Annotated in this window: 16 protein-coding genes; 10 read left to right on the top strand and 6 right to left on the bottom strand. The window is 53.1% G+C overall.

Annotation, left to right across the window (positions count from 1 at the left end):
* Window positions 1-80: 80 nt before the first annotated feature.
* Together bamC and dapA are read right to left on the bottom strand one after the other, a co-directional pair.
* Window positions 81-1,109: an outer membrane protein assembly factor BamC gene (gene bamC / locus JK223_RS05980; RefSeq protein ID WP_212713303.1), complete on the bottom strand. Its 1,029-nt coding sequence runs from the start codon at window positions 1,107-1,109 to the stop codon at window positions 81-83.
* 14 nt (window positions 1,110-1,123) lie between these two features.
* Complete coding sequence (gene dapA / locus JK223_RS05975) at window positions 1,124-2,002, bottom strand: 4-hydroxy-tetrahydrodipicolinate synthase (protein WP_212713302.1); 879 nt, start codon at window positions 2,000-2,002, stop codon at window positions 1,124-1,126.
* A gap of 143 nt (window positions 2,003-2,145) precedes the next feature.
* Between dapA and JK223_RS05970 the strand changes: the two genes are divergently transcribed.
* The 4 genes from JK223_RS05970 to arsC all read left to right on the top strand — a co-directional run bounded on the left by JK223_RS05970 (window position 2,146) and on the right by arsC (window position 5,399).
* A complete protein-coding gene (locus JK223_RS05970) occupies window positions 2,146-2,724 on the top strand; it encodes a glycine cleavage system transcriptional repressor (protein ID WP_212713301.1) in 579 nt (192 codons plus the stop codon).
* 148 nt (window positions 2,725-2,872) lie between these two features.
* Window positions 2,873-3,337, top strand: coding sequence for a thioredoxin-dependent thiol peroxidase (bcp, locus tag JK223_RS05965; RefSeq protein ID WP_025903620.1), 465 nt, complete (start codon window positions 2,873-2,875; stop codon window positions 3,335-3,337).
* A 220-nt stretch (window positions 3,338-3,557) separates the two neighbouring features.
* Window positions 3,558-5,036 carry a M48 family metallopeptidase gene (locus tag JK223_RS05960; RefSeq protein WP_212713300.1) on the top strand — a complete coding sequence of 493 codons (1,479 nt, stop codon included), beginning with the start codon at window positions 3,558-3,560 and terminating at the stop codon, window positions 5,034-5,036.
* Window positions 5,037-5,042: 6 nt separating this feature from the next.
* A complete protein-coding gene (gene arsC / locus JK223_RS05955) occupies window positions 5,043-5,399 on the top strand; it encodes an arsenate reductase (glutaredoxin) (protein ID WP_212713299.1) in 357 nt (118 codons plus the stop codon).
* On the opposite strand, the gene hda is transcribed toward arsC, so the two are convergent.
* From hda to upp, 3 genes are all read right to left on the bottom strand, one after another.
* Entirely contained in the window at window positions 5,396-6,097 is a 702-nt protein-coding gene (hda, locus tag JK223_RS05950) for a DnaA inactivator Hda (protein WP_212713451.1), read from the bottom strand. The two genes, arsC and hda, sit on opposite strands and share 4 nt — an antisense overlap.
* A gap of 104 nt (window positions 6,098-6,201) precedes the next feature.
* Entirely contained in the window at window positions 6,202-7,473 is a 1,272-nt protein-coding gene (gene uraA, locus JK223_RS05945) for a uracil permease (RefSeq protein WP_212713450.1), read from the bottom strand.
* A 240-nt stretch (window positions 7,474-7,713) separates the two neighbouring features.
* A complete protein-coding gene (gene upp, locus JK223_RS05940; RefSeq protein ID WP_212713298.1) occupies window positions 7,714-8,340 on the bottom strand; it encodes a uracil phosphoribosyltransferase in 627 nt (208 codons plus the stop codon).
* A gap of 243 nt (window positions 8,341-8,583) precedes the next feature.
* Between upp and purM the strand changes: the two genes are divergently transcribed.
* The 6 genes from purM to JK223_RS05910 all read left to right on the top strand — a co-directional run bounded on the left by purM (window position 8,584) and on the right by JK223_RS05910 (window position 16,268).
* Window positions 8,584-9,624: a phosphoribosylformylglycinamidine cyclo-ligase gene (purM, locus tag JK223_RS05935; RefSeq protein WP_212713297.1), complete on the top strand. Its 1,041-nt coding sequence runs from the start codon at window positions 8,584-8,586 to the stop codon at window positions 9,622-9,624.
* Complete coding sequence (gene purN, locus JK223_RS05930; protein ID WP_212713296.1) at window positions 9,624-10,274, top strand: phosphoribosylglycinamide formyltransferase; 651 nt, start codon at window positions 9,624-9,626, stop codon at window positions 10,272-10,274. The genes purM and purN overlap by 1 nt, the downstream gene beginning before the upstream one ends.
* A 162-nt stretch (window positions 10,275-10,436) precedes the next feature.
* Window positions 10,437-12,497, top strand: coding sequence for a polyphosphate kinase 1 (gene ppk1, locus JK223_RS05925; protein ID WP_212713295.1), 2,061 nt, complete (start codon window positions 10,437-10,439; stop codon window positions 12,495-12,497).
* A 5-nt stretch (window positions 12,498-12,502) separates the two neighbouring features.
* Entirely contained in the window at window positions 12,503-14,029 is a 1,527-nt protein-coding gene (gene ppx / locus JK223_RS05920) for an exopolyphosphatase (protein WP_212713294.1), read from the top strand.
* A 14-nt stretch (window positions 14,030-14,043) separates the two neighbouring features.
* Window positions 14,044-14,667: a tellurite resistance methyltransferase TehB gene (gene tehB / locus JK223_RS05915; RefSeq protein WP_212713293.1), complete on the top strand. Its 624-nt coding sequence runs from the start codon at window positions 14,044-14,046 to the stop codon at window positions 14,665-14,667.
* Window positions 14,668-14,834: 167 nt separating this feature from the next.
* A complete protein-coding gene (locus tag JK223_RS05910; protein ID WP_212713292.1) occupies window positions 14,835-16,268 on the top strand; it encodes a magnesium transporter in 1,434 nt (477 codons plus the stop codon).
* A 38-nt stretch (window positions 16,269-16,306) separates the two neighbouring features.
* Here JK223_RS05910 and JK223_RS05905 read toward each other — a convergent pair whose 3' ends face one another.
* Entirely contained in the window at window positions 16,307-18,745 is a 2,439-nt protein-coding gene (locus tag JK223_RS05905; RefSeq protein WP_212713449.1) for a glucose/quinate/shikimate family membrane-bound PQQ-dependent dehydrogenase, read from the bottom strand.
* Between the last annotated feature and the right edge of the window lie 13 nt (window positions 18,746-18,758).

Here is an 18,758-nt window from a genome sequence, read left to right as displayed (position 1 = left end):
CCACGCAATCGTTTACCTTGCGGAATACTACTATGCCAAAACAAAAATAAAAAGGCCGGAGAAGCTCCGGCCTTCTGGACTTATTTGTTTAACGCGGCCTGTAACACCGGAACCAGCGCATCATTCTGCGACTGGGTCAGCACATGCCCTTTCGGGTCGATGAACTGCAGGCTACTCCGGTTATCCAAATCACCTAACTGCAATTTGTAATCCCCGTTCACCAGGCCCGGGTCTTTCGCCCCCAGAGCATCCCAGGTACTGCTACCCGGTGCGCTGTAACTCACTTTCAGGCTACCTTCAGAACGGTCTTTATCGGACACTTTCATACCCACACGTAACAATGCTGCAGGTAAGCGTTCCCAGGCCGTATTGAACGGCGCACGAATAATCAGATCCGGCAACCCGGTATCATCCGCACCGCTTTGCACATCAATGCTGCCGGTCACATTACCGGCGGCATTGGCACGCGCCGTCGCGACAGCATTCAGTCCGGTTGTCAGTGTATTCAGCAGTTGGGTGTTATAACGCTGAATTTCTTCGGCACTCGTGACAGTCCCGCCCTTTTGCTGCAGATCCAGCGAACGAACGGTGATCACCGTCTGGTAGCTTTGCTTCTGTACCGCTATCTGGTAGCGGCCACGGTACTGATGGTCTTCATCCGGACGATTCCAGTTGATCCATTCCGTGGTTAATTGCTGAGTCGCGTCATCACGTTGTGCAATGCCGTATTTCTGTGCCTGCAGAATACCCACGACCTGGTCCCAGATATCCGATTGCGGATTTTCAATGATAAGCAATGCGCTGTTACCGGAAAGCTGTGTCCGGCTGCCATTCAGCAGTGCCAGCGGTTGGGCTGGCGGACGAATATCCAGCTGCTTGCCGGTAGCCCCTTTCATGGTGCCCGCCGGTACCTGATACTGGCTATTCTGCAGCGGTAAAATCATACCTGAAGGGGTATTGAGATCCTGCAGTCCTGCCGCTTTCAGGTAATCCTGGTTGCCATTGATTTCCCGTTTGTAATGCTGATCATGAGAACAGGCGGTCAGTAATAACACCACTGACAAACCGGCAACTTTGGCGACTGCCGAACTCTTAACTGAATAAGCCATCGAAACTCCCTAAATTATCGCAGACCGGCTTCACGCATTGCCCCGGCGATGACAGGTTCTGCTTTTGCAGTTAACGGCGTCATCGGCAAGCGTAAAGTGTCTTTCGCGATCAATCCCAGCTGCCTGGCTGCCCACTTAACGGGGATAGGATTGGGTTCACAAAATAACGTGTGATGTAAAGCCATCAGACGTTGATTCAGGCGCCGGGCTTCAGCAAAATTTCCTTGCTGAGCAAGCGTACATACTTCTGCCATTTCACGGGCAGCAATATTCGCTGTGACAGAAATGACACCCGAGCCACCCAGTTGCATAAAGTCTAATGCACTGGCGTCATCGCCGCTCAGCAGAATAAACTTCTCATCAACCAGCTCTTGGATCTGACTCACACGTGATAAGTTCCCTGTCGCCTCTTTAATTCCGATAATATTTTTAATTTCGGCTAAGCGGGCAACGGTATCGGGTAACATGTCGCACCCGGTACGGGACGGCACATTATACAGCATTTGTGGTAAATCGGTGCTTTCGGCGATCGCTTTGAAATGCTGGTACATCCCTTCCTGCGTTGGACGGTTGTAATAAGGGACGACGGTCAGGCACCCCACCACTCCGCTGTTTTCAAAATGACGGGTCAGTGCAATACCTTCGGCAGTCGCGTTGGTGCCGGTGCCGGCAATGACAGGAATACGTCCGTCTGCCAGTTCGACCGTGGCTTTTACGACGTCCACATGCTCTTCATGGCTGAGTGTCGCCGACTCTCCCGTCGTACCGACGGACACGATGGCAGACGTTCCGCTATCAACATGATAATCAATGAGTTTTTTCAGACTTTCCCGACAAAGATGGCCGTTATCGTCCATCGGCGTGATTAGCGCAACAATACTTCCGGTAAACATTAGCGATCCCCTCAACCAACAATTAGTTCATGGTACGGTTTACCTCAGGTGAAAAGCAAGCAAGCCAGACGCTTCATGTGCTTGTCAGCAGTTTTTTTTATGTTTACCTTAGGGTTATTAGTAAAAGAACAGGAAAGCATACTTTGTCGCCATCACAACAACACCATTTGGTCATTACCGCGTTGGGTGCTGACCGGCCGGGGATAGTGAACACCATCACCCGCCATGTCAGCCGCTGCGGTTGCAATATCGATGACAGCCGACTGGCTCTGTTAGGGGACGAATTCACCTTTATTATGCTGTTGTCCGGGTGCTGGGACGCTATCGGCCGGATCGAGTCCACGCTGCCGATGAAAGGGGCTGAACTCGAACTGCTGATCGTGATGAAAAGGACAGAAGTTGAGGCTCATCCGCCAAGGCCGGAAACCGTTCGGATTGAAGTCGAAGTGGCCGACTCGCCCAGTATCATCGAACGCTTTACCGACCTGATGGATAAACACCGGATGAATATTGCCGAACTGGTCTCGCGTACTCACCCGGTCAGCGCAGGGCAGTCCCCGACCCTGTATATTCAGATGACCGCACACAGCACCGGTCAGAATGAACGTCATATTTTTGAACAGGCGTTTCATCAGCTCTGTACAGAACTGCACGCGCAGGGCAGTATACGGCTGTTTAGCATACTCGACAGTGACGCGTCAGAAACATTTCCCGGCCGGTGAAGGCACCTGCCCGGAAGTTACCCTTATCAGGGAAAAATTGCGCATTTTACGCACTTGTGCCACAGCCAGTTTTTTCCGAAGGTAAGGTTAGCAGATATCTTAATACCCACGGGCGGATAGAGCCCAGAGATAAGTTCGGAGAGTTGTGATGAATCCACTGAAAGCCGGTGATAAAGCACCTTTGTTCAGCTTGCCTGATCAGGATGGGGAACAGGTTAATTTGACCGACTTCCAGGGTGAGCGGGTACTTATATACTTTTACCCTAAAGCGATGACCCCGGGATGTACGGTACAGGCCTGTGGCTTACGGGATAATATGGCAGCCCTGAACAGCGCCGGAGTACAGGTGCTGGGGATCAGCACCGATAAACCGGAGAAGCTGTCCCGTTTTGCAGAGAAAGAGTTACTGAACTTCACCCTGTTGTCCGACGAAGACCACCAGGTCTGTGAGCAGTTCGGAATTTGGGGTGAGAAGAAATTTATGGGGAAAACCTATGACGGTATTCATCGTACCAGTTTTCTGATTGCGGCTGACGGGACGGTGGAAAAAGTCTTTGATGATTTTAAAACCTCCAATCATCACGACATTATCCTGAATTACCTGCAGTCCTGATCCCCCGGTGTGATACCGCTGTCGGGATTATCCGCCGGTATCACACCCTCTCAGGACGGCGCTCACGCCTCTGCCGTCACTCTGTTATACTTCAGCGTATAACGACCCCCTCTGACACCGTTCGCCATTCACGCAGATTCAGATATGAGCCGTTGCGAAACCGGCGAACCTGCCTCAGTATCAGGGTCATTGTTCCACTGCTGACGAACAGGGACGGAGAATGACGTTCTCGTTAAAAAACACGCTGGCAACGCTGATATTACTGACGTCTGCCGGAGGGGGGATCACGGCTGTCTCTGCCGCCGATGTGGCGGATACCCTGCCGGATATCGGGACTACCGCCGGCTCCACACTGTCGATTAGTGAAGAGCTGCAGATGGGTGACTTTTACGTGCGTGAATTACGCCAAAGTGCACCGCTGATCAATGACCCGCTGCTGGACAGTTACATCAACACCCTGGGCCAGCGCCTGGTGGCCCATGCTTATTCGGTCAAAACCCCCTTTCACTTTTACCTGATTCAGAATGATGAGCTGAATGCGTTTGCCTTCTTCGGCGGTAATGTGGTGCTGCATTCTGCCCTGTTTCGCTATACCGATAACGAAAGCGAACTGGCCTCGGTTATGGCCCATGAGATTTCGCACGTAACCCAGCGTCACCTCGCCCGGGCAATGGAAGAACAGAAACGTAGTGCGCCTCTCACCTGGGTTGGCGCCCTGGGCTCCATTCTGCTGGCCATGGCCAATCCGCAGGTCGGGATGGCGGCACTGACCGGTACCCTGGCCGGTACACAGCAGGGGATCATCAGCTTTACTCAGCAAAACGAAAAAGAAGCCGATCGTATCGGTATTCAGGTACTGGATCGCGCCGGCTTTGACCCGCAGGCAATGCCGGATTTTATGCAAAAACTGGCGGATTTATCCCGGTATGATTCAAAACCCCCGGAGATCCTGCTGACTCACCCGTTACCGGATAGCCGGCTGGCCGATGCACGGAATCGTGCCAATCAGATGCCTGCCGTCGTGGTGCATTCGTCTCAGGATTTCTTCTTCGCCAGGGTGCGAATTATGGGAATGTATGGCACGACGGGGGGGCAACCTAACGGGCTGCTGGACGATATTCTCGACCAGTATGCGAAAGGTAATCAGCGTCAGCAACTGGCCGCCCGGTACGGTAAAGCGGTATTATTCCTGCAGGCAAAGAAATTCCGTGATGCCGAAAATATCATTCAACCGCTGTTGCAACAGCATCCGGATAATCTGTGGTTTCTGGATATTATGAGCGACATCGACATCGGTCTGAAACAGCCAGCGGCGGCGGTGAAGTTACTGACGTCGGTGAGCAGCCCGTTGCAGAAAAACCCGGTGATCCAGCTGAATCTGGCGAATGCCCGTCTGGAAGCCGGCCAGCCCGGCGAGGCCCGCACCCTGCTGAATCGCTATACCTGGAGTTATCCGGATGACCCTAACGGCTGGGATCTCCTCACGCAGGCAAATGCTGCATTGGGCGACAGTGACGAGGTGTTATTTGCTCAGGCTCAGGGGCTGGCACTGAACGGACAACTGGAACAGGCGATTCGGGCTCTGACCAGTGCCAGTGCACAGGTCCCCGTTGGCAGCCTGAAACAGGCGCGTTATGATGCCCGTATCGATCAGTTGCGTCAGTTACAGCAACGTTTCCGCCAGTATCAGAAAGGTTAATCTCCTATGACTATCCAGATTTATCACAATCCCCGCTGTTCCAAAAGCAGAGAGACCCTCAGCCTGCTGCAGCAACACGGGATTGATCCGGAAATTATTCTTTACCTTGAATCCCCGCCATCCCCGGCGACGCTGAAACAGCTGCTGGTGGCCGCGGGATTCAGTGATCCTCGCCAGCTGATGCGGCGTAATGAGGAAATCTATAAAACACTGGGGCTGGCCGATAACACATTGACGGAGGATGAATTACTGGCGGCGATGGCCAGCCATCCGAAACTGATAGAACGGCCGTTAGTGGTAAACGGTGACCGGGCCCGGCTGGGCCGGCCTCCTGAGCAGGTTATTGAAATCCTCGATTGCTAAAGACTGAGGGTTTCTTTCACGAAAGGGATCGTCAGTTTACGCTGGGCGGTGATCGAGGCATGATCTAACCTGTCCAGCGTTTCAAATAAGGTACGCATCTCTCTGTCGAGCCGCTTAAGCAGAAAACGACCGACATCTTCCGGCAACTCGAACCCTCTCAGCCCTGCCCGTAACTGCATGGCCTGTAATTTTTCATCGTCGGACAGAGGCTGCAAACGGTAGATCTGCCCCCAGTCAAGACGGGATGCCAGGTCAGCGAGTTTCAGATTCAGCTGTCTTGGCGGTCGATCGCCGGTGATCAGTAAGCGGGTTTTCCCGGTTTCCAGGATCCGGTTATAGAGATCGAAGATAGCCATCTCCCAGTCTTCATCCCCGGCAATACATTCGATATTATCGATGCACACCAGCGCCAGATGTTCCATCCCTTCCAGAACTTCCGGAACAAACCAGGTCCGTTTATCAAGCGGCACATAGCCTACCGCTTCATCCCGTGAGGATATCTCGGCACAGGCGGCATGCAGTAAATGGCTCCTTCCCCCGCCCTCACGTGACCAGAAATAGAGATAGCCGCCATGTTGCTGTGTTAACGCTCCTTTGAGCGCAGCGAGTAGCGACGAATTGGCCCCGGGCCAGAAACTGGCAAAGGTTTCATCGTCAGGCAGGTAAAGTGGCAATGACAATTGCGCCGGCGTGTTCAGGTGCACCTCAGCATAAATGGCAAAAAACGCGCTCAGTCTATCACAACTTTCCCGCGGAGATGAATCGGACAACCCGCCAGGCTGTCCGATGAGGGATCCGCGGATCATCCCCTGCCGGCAGCGTCATCCTTTTCCGGGCGCAGCACTCCGATCAGATGGAAAATCACACTCAGGATCACCCCGACAATCGTTGCCAGCGCCATCCCTTTCAGTTCAACGGCACCCACCTGAATTTTCGCACCGCTGACCCCGATGATCAGGATGATAGCGGTCAGCATCAGATTTTTTGCGTTGCTGTAATCCACTTTAGCATCGATCAGTACACGGATACCGGAGGCCGCAATAACGCCGTACAGTAGCAGCGACACACCGCCCATCACCGGGACCGGAATCGCCTGAATTAATGCCGCGAGTTTACCGACACAGGACAGGCAGATAGCAATAATCGCGGCCCCGCCAATCACCCAGGTACTGTAGACCCGGGTAATCGCCATCACACCGATATTCTCGCCGTAAGTGGTATTGGGTGTGGAACCGAAAAAGCCGGAGATGATCGTTGACAGGCCGTTGGCGAACATGGAACGGTGCAGGCCCGGATCCTTTATCAGATCACGTTTTACAATATTTGCCGTCACCACCAGATGACCGACATGTTCGGCAATCACCACCAGTGCCGCCGGCAGAACCGTCAGCATTGCCGCCCATTCGAAGCGCGGCCTGTAGAATGTCGGTAATGCCAGCCAGGGGGCTTGTTCGACCACCGACCAGTTCACCATCCCCAGGCAGGAAGCCAGCACATAACCGGCGACGACGCCAATCAGAATCGGGATTATCGCCAGGAAGCCCCGGAACAGAATGGATCCGAACACCGTGACACCGAGGGTGACCAGTGAGACCAGTACCGTTTTATTATCCATCAGCGCACCGTTCGCCGGTAATAACCCGGCCATCCCGGCCGCAACACTGGCCAGCTCTAAACCGATGATGGCGATAATGGCCCCCATGGCTGCCGGAGGAAACATCACATTCAGCCAGCCGGTGCCGGCTTTTTTGACAATGAATGCCACCAGACAAAACAGGACCCCGCACAGAATAAAGCCGCCCAACGCCAGGTCATATCCCTGAGGTAACAACAGTAATACGGGGGAAATAAACGCAAAACTGGACCCGAGATACGCCGGAATTTTGCCTTTACAGATAAACAGATACAGCAAAGTGCCCAGGCCATTGAAAAGCAGAATGGTCGCCGGATTAACGTGAAACAGTATCGGTACCAGAACCGTCGCCCCGAACATTGCAAACAGATGCTGCAGGCTTAACGGGATAGTTTGCAGCAAAGGTGGTCTTTCATTCACTTCTATCGTACGCCGTGTCATTCCTTCATCCCCTTCATTTTTATTTTTACCGGACATAAAAAAACCGACATCACGTCGGTCAGAACAAACAGAATAGTGCCGGTCTCTTCCGGCGAAAAAAAAGTGCGGTCACTGCGGGCCAGAGAAGTCGCGGGGATTGCCCGGGACCGCGCCGGAGACGGCGCGGTCATCAGGCCCTGCCTGCATCCGCGGCTTCCGGCGGAGGAAAACAGTCTCCTGCCCCTGCCCCGCATTCCGGGCTTACTTAGTCCCGAAAATTTTATCGCCCGCATCACCGAGCCCCGGAATAATGTATCCGTGCTCATTCAATCCCTGATCGACCGACGCGGTATATAGCTCGACATCCGGATGCGCTTTTTCCAGTGCTGCAATCCCTTCCGGGGCCGCGACCAGCACCAGAACTTTGATGGATTCACAGCCAGACTGTTTCAGCAGGTCAATGGTGGCAATCATCGATCCCCCGGTTGCCAGCATCGGATCGACCACCAGCGCCATACGTTCTTCTATATTGGAGACCAGCTTCTGGAAGTAAGGCACCGGCTCCAGGGTTTTTTCATCGCGATAAACCCCGACCACACTGATCCTGGCGCTCGGAACATGTTCCAGCACACCGTCCATCATGCCCAGCCCTGCCCGCAGGATAGGAACCACGGTAATTTTTTTACCCTTGATCTGATCAATTTCTACCGGACCATTCCAGCCTTCAATCGTCACGGTTTCTGTTTCCAGATCAGCCGTCGCTTCATACGTCAGCAAGCTTGCGACTTCAGAGGCTAATTCACGAAAGCGCTTAGTACTGACATCGTGTTCACGCATCAGGCCAAGTTTATGTCTGACCAGGGGGTGTCTGACTTCCACGATCTTCATTATTCTTCTCCCGGAAAGTGTTGAGCTAAAAAAAAATCGTCGGATTATAGCGCTTTTTACGGATGGCCGATACTGACTTAACGCAAATCTGAGGCGCAGATTTTCCGGAAAAAACAGAATCAGACACCGGGGGTATGCTCAGTGAAGAGAGGTGAACAACAGACTCGCAAACGTTTGCCTGCACTGCTAGAATACCCACGCTCTATTTAAACCACCAACCGCAATTCGCGTGGGGAATCTGCAGTGACCGACAAAACCACTCTCAGTTATAAAGATGCCGGTGTTGATATTGATGCCGGTAATGCTCTGGTTGACCGTATTAAAGGGGTTGTGAAAAAAACCCGCCGCCCGGAAGTGATGGGAGGCCTCGGAGGCTTTGGTGCACTTTGTGCCTTACCACAAAAATACCGCGAACCGGTGCTGGTTTCAGGTACCGACGGTGTGGGAACAAAATTGCGCCTGGCGATGGACCTGAAACGCCATGATCACATTGGTGTTGACCTGGTGGCCATGTGTGTCAACGATCTGGTGGTACAGGGTGCTGAGCCCTTATTTTTTCTGGATTACTACGCGACCGGCAAACTGGATGTCGATACCGCTGCCGCCGTGATCACCGGGATCGCCGAAGGTTGTTCGCAGTCCGGATGTGCACTCGTCGGCGGTGAAACGGCTGAAATGCCAGGCATGTACCACGGTGAAGACTACGATGTCGCGGGTTTCTGTGTCGGGGTGGTGGAAAAATCAGAAATCATTGATGGCAGTAAAGTCAGTGAAGGGGATGTGTTACTGGCCCTGGGCTCAAGCGGCCCGCACTCAAACGGATATTCTCTGGTCCGTAAAATTCTGGAAGTGAGCCAGACCGACCCGACCGTGAAACAACTGGAAGGCAAATCTCTGGCCGATCACCTGCTGGAACCGACCCGTATTTACGTCAAAAATATCCTTAGCCTGGTTGAGCAGGTGGATGTGCATGCGATAGCCCACCTGACCGGTGGCGGCTTCTGGGAAAATATCCCGCGTGTCCTGCCGGAAAACACCTGTGCGGTCATCGATGAGTCCAGCTGGCAGTGGCCGGCCGTATTTAACTGGTTACAGCAGGCAGGGAATGTCAGCCGCCATGAAATGTATCGCACCTTTAACTGTGGTGTCGGTATGGTCATTGCGCTGAGCCCGGAGAACGCCGATCAGGCGCTGCAATTATTGCAGGATGCCGGAGAAAAAGCGTGGAAGATCGGGGTAATTGCAGCCGCGGAACCTTCTGCAGAGCAGGTCATTATCAAGTGATGAAAAAGCTGGTTATCCTGATTTCAGGAACCGGCAGTAACCTGCAGGCGATTCTGCATGCCTGCAGGTCAGGTCAACTGGCGGCTGAAATTACCGCAGTCGTCAGTAACAAAGCCAGCGCAGGGGGCCTTGACTATGCCCGTGAGGCCGGTATCCCTGCCCTGTCACTCGACCCGGCCGCGTTTTCTGATCGTCAGCAATTTGACCGTCAGCTGATGGCGGAAATTGACAACTTTCATCCGGATCTGGTCGTCCTGGCCGGATATATGCGTATTTTAAGTCCGGAATTCGTTGCCCGTTATACCGGACGGATGCTTAATATCCATCCTTCTCTCCTGCCGGCGTATCCCGGGTTACATACTCATCGCCAGGTGCTGGAAAACGGGGACCGTGAACATGGGTCTTCCGTGCATTTCGTCACCGAGGAACTGGATGGCGGACCGGTTATCCTGCAATCGAGGATCCCGGTTTTCCCTGGTGAAACAGAGCAACAGTTACAGGCCAGAGTCAAAGCCGAAGAACACTCGCTTTATCCGCAGGCTATCCGCTGGTTCCTTGAGGGGCGGCTGGCGCTGCGTAATCATCAGGCCTGGCTGGATAATATCCCTCTCCCGCCCGGCGGCTACTCTCCGGAACACGCTGTTCGTTAATCTCTCTGCGCTGCCTTCCGGCAGCGTTATTCTTTTCATCTGCCGGCAAACCGCTGACCGCCCCGAAGGAAACTGACCAGTATTGGACATTTCTGCCATATTCTCGCCATAATGTTACGAGACACTGGGACCGGAGTTCTGTCAGAGTGATACGGAGTGGTAATGGGTCAGGAAAAACTGTACATAGAGAAAGAACTAAGCTGGTTATCTTTTAACGAGAGGGTGCTGCAGGAAGCGGCGGATAAACTGAATCCGTTAATTGAACGTATGCGCTTTCTGGGGATTTATTCCAGCAATCTGGATGAATTTTATAAAGTCCGCTTTGCTGATCTGAAACGCCGTATTCTGATTGGTGAGGAACAAGGTTCCGTCACCGTGCCGCGTCATTTGCTGAAAAAAATACAGCAACGGGTTGTAAAAGCCGATCAGGAATTTGACCATCTGTATAATGAATTACTGCTGGAAATGGCCCGCAACCAGATTTTCCTGATCAATGAACGGCAGCTTTCACCGAATCAGCAAATCTGGCTACGGAATTATTTCCGCCAGCATCTGCGCCCGCATGTCACCCCTATCCTGATCAACAGCGATACCGATCTCACTCAGTTTCTGAAAGATGACTATACCTATCTGGCGGTGGAACTGATCCGTGGCAGCCGTAAACGCTATGCACTGCTGGAGATCCCGTCAGATAAAGTGCCGCGCTTCATCAATCTGCCGGCCGAACCGCCGCGCAGACGAAAACCCATGATCCTGCTGGATAATATTCTTCGTTACTGCCTGAACGAAATCTTTAAAGGCTTCTTTGACTACGACGAACTGAATGCCTATTCCATGAAGATGACGCGTGATGCGGAGTATGATCTGGTGACCGAAATGGAATCCAGCCTGCTTGAGCTGATGTCATCCAGCCTGAAACAGCGTCTGACGGCCGAGCCGGTACGTTTTGTCTATCAGCGTGATATGCCGGCTGAAATGGTGGAGCTGCTGTGTGAAAAACTCTCTGTCTCGAACCAGGACTCTATTCTGGCGGGCGGTCGTTATCACAATTTCAAAGATTTTATCCAGTTCCCGAATGTCGGCCAGCGCAATCTGGAAAACAAGCCATTGCCGCCGATTCGTCATCAGGGGTTTAACGGGTTCCGTAATGGTTTTGATGCGGTGCGCGCACGGGACATTCTGTTGTATTACCCCTATCACACGTTTGAGCACGTGCTGGAGTTCCTGCGTCAGGCCTCTTTTGACCCGGCCGTACTCTCAATCAAAATTAATATTTATCGTGTCGCCAAAAATTCACGGATCATGGAGGCCATGATCCATGCGGCGCACAACGGTAAAAAAGTGACGGTTGTGGTCGAACTGCAGGCGCGTTTTGATGAAGCCGCCAATATTCATTGGGCAAAACGCCTGACAGAGGCCGGGGTGCATGTCATTTTTTCTGCGCCGGGCTTAAAAATTCACGCCAAACTGTTCCTGATTTCCCGCCGTGAGGGCGAAGAAGTTGTCCGTTATGCGCATATCGGTACCGGTAACTTTAACGAAAAGACAGCACGCCTATATACGGATTACTCGCTGTTAACCTCAGATGCCCGGATCACGAATGAAGTCAGGCGGGTATTCAACTTTATAGAAAACCCTTACCGCCCGGTCTCTTTCGATTACCTGATGGTATCGCCGCAAAACTCACGGCGTATGCTGTATAAACTGGTCGACCAGGAAATCGCCAACGCACAGGCAGGTAAGCCGGCAGGCATCACCCTGAAGATCAATAACCTGGTGGACAAAGGTCTGGTAGACCGCCTGTACGCCGCCTCCGGGGCCGGGGTTAAAGTGAATTTGCTGGTGCGCGGAATGTGTTCGCTGATCCCGGATTTACCCGGTATCAGTACCAATATCCGGGTGATCAGTATCGTGGATCGCTATCTTGAGCATGATCGGGTGTATATTTTTGAGAACGACGGCGATAAAAAAGTCTATCTCTCGTCGGCTGACTGGATGACGCGTAATATCGATTACCGTATCGAGGTGGCCGTTATTATTCTTGACCCGCAAATTAAACAACGCATTCTTGATATTATCGGTATTCTGTTCAGTGATACCGTGAAGGCAAGGATCATCGATAAAGAGCTGAGTAATCAATATGTGCCCAGAGGTAACCGCCGTAAAGTCCGCGGACAACTGGCCATTTACGACTACATCAAAAATCTGGAACAACCTGAATAATATTTATGCCAAAAACAGATAAAAAAATCGCAAAGCCTCAGGAATTCGCGGCGATTGACCTCGGCTCTAACAGCTTTCATATGGTGATCGCCCGGGTTGTCGATGGTGCCTTACAGGTGCTCAGTCGTCTGAAACAACGGGTCCATCTGGCCGATGCTATCGATAGCGATAATCGCCTGAGTGAAGAAGGAATTGACCGCGGCCTGTCCTGCCTGGCTTTATTTGCCGAGCGGCTGCAGGGGTTCGACCCTGCCAATGTTTCCATTGTCGGGACACATACCCTGCGGGTGGTCACCAACGCGGAAGAGTTTTTACGGCGCGCCGCAGAAGTGATCCCCTACCCGATTGAAATCATTGCCGGTAACGAAGAAGCCCGGTTGATTTTCATGGGGGTTGAACACACCCAACCGGAAAAAGGCCGCAAACTGGTGATCGATATCGGTGGCGGTTCTACGGAGCTGGTCATCGGCGAGGACTTCGAACCGCAACTGGTGGAAAGCCGTCGTATGGGGTGCGTCAGTTTCTCTAATATCTACTTCCCGGGAGGCGTCATCTCTGCCGATAATTTCCGGCGGGCCCGTCTGGCTGCGGTACAGAAGCTGGAAACCCTGTCATGGCAATTCCGGCTGCATGGCTGGAAATATGCCCTGGGGGCGTCCGGTACCATCAAAGCGGCTTGTGAAGTGCTCACCGCGCTGGGAGAAAAAGAGAAAACGCTCACTCCTGAAGGGCTGGACCGTCTTTACGATGAAGTGATCCGGTTTAAGTCTTTTGATGCCCTGAGTCTGCCCGGACTTTCTGAAGAGCGAAAAGCCGTCTTTGTTCCCGGGCTTGCCATTCTGCGTGGGGTCTTTGATTCTCTCGGCATTCGGGAACTGTTGTTTTCTGACGGTGCGCTGCGTGAAGGTGTGCTCTATGAAATGGAAGGCCGGTTCCGCCATCAGGATATCCGTACCCGAACGGCACAGAGCCTGGCGAATCATTACGCCATTGATAATGAACAAGCCGCCCGTGTGCTGTCCACCGTACAACATTTACATCTTCAGTGGGCGGAGCAAAACCCTAAGCTTGCTAACCCGCAGCTGACCGCGTTACTGCAGTGGGCCGCTATGCTGCATGAAGTCGGCTTATCCATTAACCACAGCGGTATGCAGCGCCATTCATCTTATATTCTGCAAAACTCCAATATGCCGGGCTTCAGCCAGTCCCAGCAGTTATTACTGGCAACGCTGGTCCGTTATCACCGCAAAGGGATTAAGCCGGATGAGTTTCCCCGCTTTCTCTCCTTCAAGAAAAAGCAGTATTTACCGCTTATTTTCATCCTGCGGCTGGCGGCCCTGCTCAGTAACCAGAGACAGGCGACAACCCGTCCTGAATCGCTGGATTTGACAACCGATGATGGTCACTGGACGCTGACCTTTCCGAAAGGCTTTTTCGACCAGAATACCCTGGTTCAGCTGGACCTGGAGCGGGAACAGAGCTACTGGAAAGAGGTTACCGGCTGGCAACTGAAGCTGGCTGAAGAAGAATAAACGAAGGAATCCCCATGGACGAAAAATCTGCCAGTGCCGGTCGTTTCGCTGACGATTATTTTGCAGAGAAGTACCAGCTTACTCTGCCACACTCTGAACTCTGTGCCGCACTCCCGCATCTTTCTGCGGGACGTGCCCTGGATATCGGCTGTGGCCGCGGCCGGAACATGCTTTATCTGAACAGCCACGGGTTTGATGTGACCGGCTGGGACAATAATCCCGCCAGTCTGGCGCATCTGCAGCAGATTATTGACCAGGAACAACTGACCGGCATTGACTGCCACCCGGTGGATTTAAATCAGCATCGCTTTAATGGCAGCTATCAGCTGGTCATGTCGACGGTGGTCATGATGTTTCTGCAACCGCAGACTATCCCCCGCCTGATTGCCGATATGCAGGCAGCCACGGCAAAAGAGGGATTTAATCTGATTGTCTCGGCCATGGATACGGCGGATACGCCCTGCCCGCTGGACTTCCCGTTTACGTTCAAATCCGGTGAACTCAGCCACTACTACCGTAACTGGCATATCCTGAAATACAACGAACATCACGGCGAACTGCATAAACGGGATGCCACGGGTCAGCGTATCCGCATGCGGTTTGCCACCCTGCTGGCACAGAAAACGTCTATCAAGTAACCCCGGCCTGCCGCCTGTCCGCCGGAAACGGCTGACAGGTGCGCCGTTGACTTCCCTCGTTCCCCGCTGCGCCAGCCCACTGAATACCCTTTCCCCTTTGCCGCCTGAGCGATTTTCACCGTAAAGGCTACAATTGTTACTTCTGATTTATGAACAAAGGATGTTTTATGTCCGCATTACATGCCCAGACATTGCAGCAAAAACGCCACCTGATCATCAGTACCTTACTGAATGAGCCTTCTCTCATTTCGGCACTGCTGAAAGGTGTTTCTGATAATCCCCGTTTAGCTGCTGATGCTCATCTGAGCGCAAAATGCCAGTTACTGGAGGCCGCATGCCGCGATCTGCATGCGGCGGATATGGCCGATATCCTGGAATCATTACCGGAAGATGCCCGCCAGGCTCTCTGGCAACTGGTGCCGGTGGAACGTCGGGGACAAATTCTGGTTGAGGCGGCAGACAATATCCGTGAAAGCCTGACCGATGGAATGAGCGATAAAGCGCTGTTACGGGCCATTGAACCACTGGATCTTGATGATCAGGCCTGGCTGGCCCGGTTTTTATCCCGGGATCTGACCGGACGCCTGTTAACCACCCTGAAACCGCGTCAGCGTGCCGACCTGTTAAACATCATCAGAAACGATGTCGACGGTGTGGCCCGGGTGATGGACTTTAATTTTATTACCGTCCGCGGGGATATCCGTCTCGGGGTCGTCCAGCGCTTTTTACGGCGCAAAGGAAAAATCCCGGCAGGAACCGATAAGCTATTTGTCACCGATGATAAAAACACCCTGCTGGGTGAACTGATGCTGACCGATATTTTACTCCATAACCCGGAACAGCAGGTCAGTGAGGTTATGAACAGAGACCCGGTCACGTTTCAGCTGGAAGATAAGGGGGAGGATGCCGCCAGTGCGTTTGAGCGTTATAACCTGATATCTGCAGCAGTCACCGGTGCCGGACAGCAGTTAATCGGTCGTATTGCTATCGAAGATATTATCGACCTGGTAAATCAGAAAAACGAAAACAATATTCGTAATATGGGGGGCGTCAGTCAGGAAGAAGATGTGTTTGCGCCGGTAACTAAAGCCGTACGTAACCGTTGTGCCTGGCTGGCACTGAACTTATGTACCGCCTTTGTGGCATCCCGCGTGATTGGTCTGTTTGAAAATACCATCGCTCATCTGGTGGCACTGGCAACGCTGATGCCGATTGTCGCCGGTATCGGAGGAAACACAGGCAACCAGACCATTACCATGATAGTCAGGGCGCTGGCACTGCGTCAGGTCGAGCCGGGGAACTTTTCCTTTCTGTTTTTGCGTGAATTAGGGGTCGCCCTGATCAATGGGATTTTATGGGGCGGGATGATGGGGGGGATCACCTGGCTGATGTACCATGACCTGGCGATGGGCGGCGTTATGATGCTGGCCATGATCCTGAATTTACTGCTGGCAGCCTTTATGGGCGTGATGATCCCGCTGATTATGACCAAACTAAAACGCGACCCGGCGGTCGGGTCCAGTGTGCTGATCACGGCAATGACCGATACCGGCGGCTTTTTTATTTTCCTGGGACTGGCAACACTCTTTCTGCTGCATTAAAAAAAGCCCCCGCTGTGCGGGGGCTGATAGCTGGTCAGTTACTTACCGTCGAGAGAGTACGCGATGACGTAATCACCGCGGTCAGGTGACTGACGCGCCCCGCCGGCCGTGATAAGAATATATTGTCGGCCGGTTTTCGGAGAAATATAACTCATCGGTCCCCCCTGACTGCCGACCGGTAAGCGGGCTTTCCACACTTCTTTCCCGGTCGAGCTGTCAAATGCTCTCAGGTAATAATCCTGGGTCCCGGCGATAAACACCAGCCCGCCTTGTGTGGCCAGAGTACCGCCCAGGGTAGGCATACCGATCGGCATTTTCATCTTCATTTTAATACCGAAAGGACCGGTATCCTGTACCGTCCCTACCGGGACCTGCCAGACGATTTTCCGCGTATTCATATCGATAGCACTCAGCGTACCGAATGGCGGCGCCTGACAAGGAATACCCAGCGGAGACATAAAGCGGTTCTTATTCACCGAATAAGGGGCCCCTTTCATCGGCACCGCGCCCATCCCGGTATTCACGGCCTCCCCGCCGGTATTCACCCCGGTTTGTGCTTTCGGATCCGCTTTAATCAGCTGTTGCCATAAGCCCAGACGCATATCATTCACGAAGATATAGTGATTGACCGGGTCGGTAGAAATACTGCCCCAGTTCATCCCCCCCAGTGATCCCGGGAAGCTCAGTGAAACATCCGTCCCGGGGGCGGTGTACAGCCCGTTATAGCGCATTGATTTGAAACTGATACGACAGACCAGCTGATCAAACGGCGTGGCCCCCCACATATCTGATTCTTTCAGTGTCTGTGCGCCAATCTGTGGCATTCCGACAGAACGTGGTTGCGTATAGCTGTACTGTTCACCCGGGATCCCACCTCCTTTCACACTGACATTTTCAACCTTAGTCAGCGGCTGACCGGTCAGGCGATCCAGCACATAAATCTGCCCCGCCTTGGTACCGACCACCACGGCCGGTTTTTCGATACCCTCACTGGTTTTAAAGTTAATCAGGCCAGGTTGCATGGGAATATCAAAGTCCCACAGATCATTGTGGACGGTCTGATAGACCCATTTTTCTTTACCGGTGGTCGCATCTACCGCCAGAATGGACGCACCGTATTTATGATCCAGTGGCGTACGGTTTGCCCCCCAGATATCCACCGAGGAGCTGCCCATCGGCATAAAGACGGTGTTCATCGACGGATCATAGGACATCGGTGCCCAGGAGTTCGGGGTACTGCGCGCGTAATGTTCACCCGCTTTCAGCACCGCATTCGGATGATTATTTCCGGTATCGAATGCCCAGCGTAACTGACCGGTGACCACGTCATAACCGCGGATCACGCCGCCCGGCATATCGGTACTGACGTTATCGGAAACTCGTCCGCCCACCACAACCGTCGTGCCTGCCAGTGTCGGTGCTGAAGTCAGCACATACTGCGGGTCCGGTGCATGGCCCATGCCTTCCAGCAGGTTAACCGTCCCTTTGTTACCGAAGTCCTGACAGAACTGGCCGTTATCGGCATTCAGAGCAATCAGGCGGTCATCGATGGTATTCATCAGAATACGACGCTGACATCCACCGGCATCCACCGCGGCTACCGGTGCCGGCGGAACACTGCCCGGAACGGTTGGCTGAGGAACCGGCTGTGTGGCATCAAAATAGGCCAGACCACGGCAACGCATCCATACGGAAGATTTTGCGTTGATTTCGGCTTTCCAGATCTGCTTGCCGCTATCGGCATCAACGGCAATCACGTTATTGTGCGGAGTACACAGGAAGACTTTATCCCCGACCTGCAGAGGGGTTTGCTGGTCTTCCGCACCGTTGCCATCCGGGCTCAGCGGCGTATCGCCGGTGTGGAAGGTCCAGGCCGGTTTAAGTTCAGAAATGTTATTACGGTTGATTTGATCCAGCGCGACAAAGCGGCTGCCACCCGGCGTATTGCCGTAGTTTTCCCAGTTTTTCTGCATCTCATTTTTAGCCACCGGGACAAGGGGTCTCTCCTGCCCTGAAAATTCCACCGGATCATGAGGAACAAACATGCCGGCAAAGGCCGCAATAAACGCTGCAATGGCAAGCGTCCCCGGTACATAGGCCCATTTCCAGGCAGAAGAACGGTTTTCATAATGACGTAACGAAGGCAGCAGGAAAAATGCCAGAATCGCCAGGCCACCGGGGAACATCAGACGGGAGATTAATGGCCAGAAATTTAAGCCTGCATCAGCGATAGCCCAGATGAGCGTGCCCAGCATCGTCAGCAGATAAAGTGCTGCACCTGACGAGCGCAGACGAAGGAGGAGTACCCCGCTGATCAGCATAAACACACCGGAAATCAGGAAATACCCGCTCCCCCCCAGGCTAACGAGCCTGACGCCGCCAATAATAAAAAACAGGGCCGTCGCGATCAGCAAAAGGCCGAGAATCAAGCTCCCCAGCCTTAACCAAAGTGGTCTCTTTTTTGATAATAATTTCATCATGTAACCCCTG

Origin of the sequence: Tatumella sp. JGM118 (assembly GCF_018257515.1) — a bacterium.
Classification (GTDB): domain Bacteria; phylum Pseudomonadota; class Gammaproteobacteria; order Enterobacterales; family Enterobacteriaceae; genus Tatumella; species Tatumella terrea.
The sequence above is the reverse complement of the archived record's forward strand: the minus strand, read 5'-3'. Positions and strand labels throughout refer to the sequence as shown.